This window comes from Wolbachia endosymbiont of Glossina morsitans morsitans (assembly GCF_000689175.1).
GTDB lineage: Bacteria > Pseudomonadota > Alphaproteobacteria > Rickettsiales > Anaplasmataceae > Wolbachia > Wolbachia pipientis.
Window position 1 is genome coordinate 8,148 of record NZ_AWUH01000172.1, and the last position, 2,987, is coordinate 11,134.

The following is a 2,987-nucleotide window of genomic DNA, read 5'->3' on the forward strand; positions in this document are numbered from 1 at the left end:
CCATTATCATGAATATTAATTTTAATATTACATTCTTTTCCTTGAGCATTCCACTTTAAAGTCATTTGATATGACCCATTAGCCACTTCATAAATTCTTGCCCCATCCTTATCAATTTGGCAACGTACCCCCCTTGTTTTTTGGTCAGGTAGTAGCAACGTAACTGTCTTTACATCGTACTTTTTGCACATATTACCACTTAGAATATCATGCAATTTTACTTCTTTTATATAATCGTTCAGCGCAATTCTTATGACAGGCTTAACACTGTTATCTATATTTTTAGTTTCTCTTAATTTTATAAGCTTTGCATCAATATTTTTAGATATCTCTTCTTCAATTTGTTTAGCAGCTTTGCCTACAATTTCCCGACCATGATATTTGTTCTCCTCAGCAGTATATCTATACATACCATCGCTATTCTTATGAACATGAGGTTTCACTATTACTTTATTAGTAGTATTAGTAGAAGGGTTGTTCTGATCTACAAAGAACCTCTTCCATGTTTCTTCATCATCAAGAGTGACGTACCTACATTTATCCTTATTCGGTATTGACCCAGATACGCTACCAGCAGCAATATTTTGATCAACAATCAAAGATACAGTTTCATTACTATCTAACATATATGCCTGCATTATCCTTAATACACAAATGTCAACATACGAGCATTATCTCAATTAATCAATATAAATTATGACGTTTAATGTTGAAAGCTCAAATACTCCTTTGCTTGATCGGCTAGAACGCGCCCTCTTGGTGTGCGCTTTACAAAACTAATTTTGATTAAATAAGGTTCTACTGTTTCTTCAATATTGCCAACATCTTCGGATAGCGCAATAGATATGGTGTCAATTCCAACAGGGCCTGAAGTGTTGAATAAAAATCTTAGATAATTCATATCAAGTTTATTGAGTCCCATTTTATCTACACCCAATTTTAGTAATACAGAATCAGCGACTTCATAAGTGATTTTTTTATCATCTTTCACTTCAACAAAATCCCTTATTCTTCTGAGTAACCTCAAAGCAATNCTTGGAGTGCCGCGCGCACGGCAGGCAATTTCCCGTGCTGCATCCTCTTCAATTTCAGCAGAAAGAACTCTTGCGCCTCTTTTTATAATATTAATCAGCTCCTCAAAGGAATAAAACTCAAGATGCAAAGGAATGCCAAAACGATCTCTGAGTGGCGCAGAAAGTAATTCCAGCCGTGTTGTTGCTCCAATTAGCGTAAATGGTGGTAGATCCATCCTTAAAGTGCGAGTAGATGGACCTTCACCTACTAATATGTCCAAGCAAAAATCTTCCATAGCAGTATATAAAACTTCTTCGATGCTGCGATTTAATCTATGGATTTCGTCGATAAATAGAACATCTTTTGCATTTAAAGTGGTGAGCACTGCAGCCAAGTCCCCAGCTTTACTAAGTAAAGGACCAGAAGTTGCGCGAAAGCTAACTCTTAATTCTTTAGAAACAATTTGTGCTAAAGTTGTTTTGCCAAGCCCTGGAGGACTTAAGTACAATAAGACGTGATCTAAAGCTTCAGTTCTCGTCTGTGCAGTGTTTATAAACACTTTTAAATTTTGTATTAAGTCTTTTTGCCCGACAAAATCATCAAGTTGCTCAGGCCTGATGTTGATATTGCGTGCATCTTCAGTATATTCTTTATCGCACGATATTGATTTCATAATGTTGAGAGCTCCTTAAGCGCTATGCGAATAATATCCTTAGTGCCCAGATTTGACGATTCGTCTTGTATTTTTTTTATCGTATCATAAGCTTTCATTTTTTCATACCCAAGATTGATCAAAGCTGAAAGTGCATCTTCATTGATTGGATTAAAGTTATTGTTATTTATTTCTAGTTTACTTACTTTGCCACTCAATTCAGTGATGATTCGATTTATGAGTTTCAGGCCAAGTCCACTCATCTTGAGTGTTACTTTATCTTCATTCATAATTGCCAAAAATAGCTGTTCTGGAGTTAATTTACTCAAAATTGACATTGCAGTTTTATAGTTAACGCCGCTTACTTTNACAAGCAACCTCAAGCACTGCTGTTCTTCTTTGTTTATAAAACCATATAGCTGAGTAGTGTTTTCTCTGTTATTTGCTTCCAATTGCACAAGCACTTAAANTTTTGGCTGAAAGATACACCATATAGCCAACATCATTCACATTCAGGATTATGTGATCACTGCGCACTTCATCAACTATTCCACTTAGATTTCCTATCATTTTTAGTACTATATAGGGTTCAGTTTAAATACTCCTGGATCTTAGGTCAAGCAAACGAATATTATAACAGGGAAACGTGGTTAAAAAACCACTTGACACCCTTCGCCAGCCCCCTTATCATGAAACTGAAGCTATTTATTTATCTTCTTTGTACAGATTAAATGACAAAAAAACTCAACGTATTTGGCGTCTCACAACATTTCTAGCTATATAAGCTTAAACGCGCTTATAAAGCGTTCAAGACAGTATAGATTTGCAGGATTCAAGAGTGACAACTACCTAACACGGGGTTTCTTTTGCCTTTTTTTCTGCTTAGTAAATTTCCTAAACATTTAAACTAAGATGAGTTGCATTTAAAAGCAGCTAAATTGCAGTGTTTAAGACTTTAAAGAACGCCAATACTGAAAATAGATAATAACCGGGACTTCTTTTGCCTTTTATTTCATTTGGTAAATTTCTTAATGTTTATGGCTAAACGACAATCGTCATCCCGCTACTCGTTAGCGGGATCTATGCTAAGAGATACCGCGAATGAATCGCGCGGTATGACGGTCTGCGGCGGCATGACGATAAGGTTTATACCTTGTCATCCCAGTGCCCAGACTCTGGGATCCAGCCTTTTCATAATCATCAAAACGTTGTATTTTAACATAAAACGGCTACTTTTATACTTAGAGGTTGTCCACAAACCAAGGAATACGTAGTATATAAAGAAAGAATATTGAGGTAAGAGATGAGGAAAAAATATCCA

Annotated in this window: 3 protein-coding genes and 3 pseudogenes; all 6 read right to left on the reverse strand. The window is 35.9% G+C overall.

From position 1 onward, the window contains the following. Positions 1-626: hypothetical protein (locus WGMM_RS04395; protein ID WP_051599653.1), on the reverse strand; the 626-nt coding region annotated here is incomplete at its 3' end. Between the two features lie 77 nt (positions 627-703). Next, on the reverse strand, positions 704-1,033 hold a 330-nt coding region (locus tag WGMM_RS06895), incomplete at its 5' end, for a Holliday junction DNA helicase RuvB C-terminal domain-containing protein (protein ID WP_275039487.1). 1 nt (position 1,034) lies between these two features. Then, positions 1,035-1,687: pseudogene (gene ruvB, locus WGMM_RS04400) on the reverse strand (Holliday junction branch migration DNA helicase RuvB); the annotation flags it as partial. After that, the coding region (gene ruvA, locus WGMM_RS06900; protein WP_240991929.1) for a Holliday junction branch migration protein RuvA at positions 1,684-2,034 on the reverse strand (351 nt) is incomplete at its 5' end. The pseudogene ruvB and the gene ruvA (WGMM_RS06900), both read right to left, overlap by 4 nt. A gap of 1 nt (position 2,035) precedes the next feature. Further along, positions 2,036-2,135: pseudogene (gene ruvA / locus WGMM_RS06905) on the reverse strand (Holliday junction branch migration protein RuvA); the annotation flags it as partial. A 1-nt stretch (position 2,136) separates the two neighbouring features. After that, a pseudogene (locus WGMM_RS06910) lies at positions 2,137-2,236 on the reverse strand (OB-fold domain-containing protein); the annotation flags it as partial. Positions 2,237-2,987 lie beyond the last annotated feature (751 nt).